The sequence below is a fragment of the Methylobacterium crusticola genome (genome assembly GCF_003574465.1).
Classification (GTDB): domain Bacteria; phylum Pseudomonadota; class Alphaproteobacteria; order Rhizobiales; family Beijerinckiaceae; genus Methylobacterium; species Methylobacterium crusticola.
The window spans coordinates 1-1,339 of the sequence record NZ_QOWC01000465.1 but is presented as its reverse complement, the minus strand read 5'-3'; the positions used below and the strand labels follow the sequence as shown (position 1 = coordinate 1,339).

Sequence of the window (1,339 nt, the reverse complement as noted above, 5' to 3'; positions counted from 1 at the left end):
CCTGGGGATCAGCCGGCGCCAGGCCCAGCGCCTCGTCACCGCTTATCGCGCTGAGGGCGCGGCGGGTCTGGGGCACAAGGGGCGCGGGCGGCGCTCGAACCGGGCCCTGAGCGACGGTCTGCGCGAGCTGGCGCTGAGCTACGTGCGCGAGCACTACGCGGATTTTGGTCCGTCGCTGGCGGCCGAGATGCTGCGGGAGCGCCACCAGCTGAGGGTGTCGCGCGAGACGCTGCGGGGCTGGATGAGTGCGGCAGGCCTGTGGCACTCGCGCCGGCAGCGGCGGGCGGTGCATCAGCCGCGGCTGCGGCGCGAGTGCCTGGGCGACCTCGTGCAGATCGACGGCAGCGCGCATCGCTGGTTCGAGGACCGGGCTCCGCCCTGCACCCTGCTGGTGTTCATCGACGACGCGACCGGCCGGCTGATGCAGCTGCGCTTCGTCGCGTCCGAGAGCGCCTTCAGCTACTTCGAGGCGCTGGAGGGCTACCTCATCGCCCACGGCCGGCCGGTGGCGTTCTACTCGGACAAGCACGCGGTGTTCCGGGTCGCCAAGGCGCAGGCGCGCGCCGGCCAGGGCATGACGCAGTTCGGCCGGGCGCTGGCTGAACTCGGGATCGAGATCCTGTGCGCCAACTCGAGCCAGGCCAAGGGCCGGGTCGAGCGGGTGAACCGGACCCTGCAGGACCGGCTGGTCAAGGAGCTGCGGCTGGCCGGGATCTCGGACCGGGACGCCGGCAATCAGTTCCTGCCGGGGTTCATGGCGCGCTTCAACGCGCGGTTCGCGACGCGGGCGGCCCGACCGGACGACCTGCACCGGGTGCTGAACCTGTCGCGGGAGCGCCTGGCCGACGTGCTGGCCTGGCGCGAGCAGCGCCACGTCGGGCGGGACCTGGGCCTGTCCTACGCGCGCAAGCGGATCATCCTGGACGACACCGACCTGACGCGCGGGCTGGTGGACCGGTACGTCGACACCTACGCGTTCGCCGACGGGCGTCTGGAGGTGCGCTGGCAAGGCGTGTCGCTGCCCTACCGGGCCTTCGACAAGGACCAGCGCGTGACCCACGCGGCGATCGTGGAGAACAAGCGGCTGTCGGAGGTGCTGGCCTACGTCAAGGAGCGGCAGGACGCGCTGCGCCCGCCGCGGGTGAAGACCAACAGCGAGAAGACCGGGTACGTGAGGCGGGGCGGGGCGGCGGTGTCGCGGCCCGCCCGCGGCGGAGCTGCTGCGTTGGGGGGCTCCGCAGCCCCGCCGCGGGCTGCGTCGGCGCAAGCGTCGCCAGGAGCCGTGTGACAGTTCTACTTTGCAGCGCCCCGTGACACTTCAATCCGGTTGCAACAGCCG

Annotated in this window: 1 protein-coding gene; it reads left to right on the top strand. The window is 72.4% G+C overall.

Annotated features, from left to right (window positions below; genetic code table 11):
- Nucleotides 1-1,288, top strand: a 1,288-nt coding sequence (locus DT057_RS34925) for an ISNCY family transposase (RefSeq protein WP_420870348.1), incomplete at its 5' end; no start/stop codon positions are given.
- Nucleotides 1,289-1,339 lie beyond the last annotated feature (51 nt).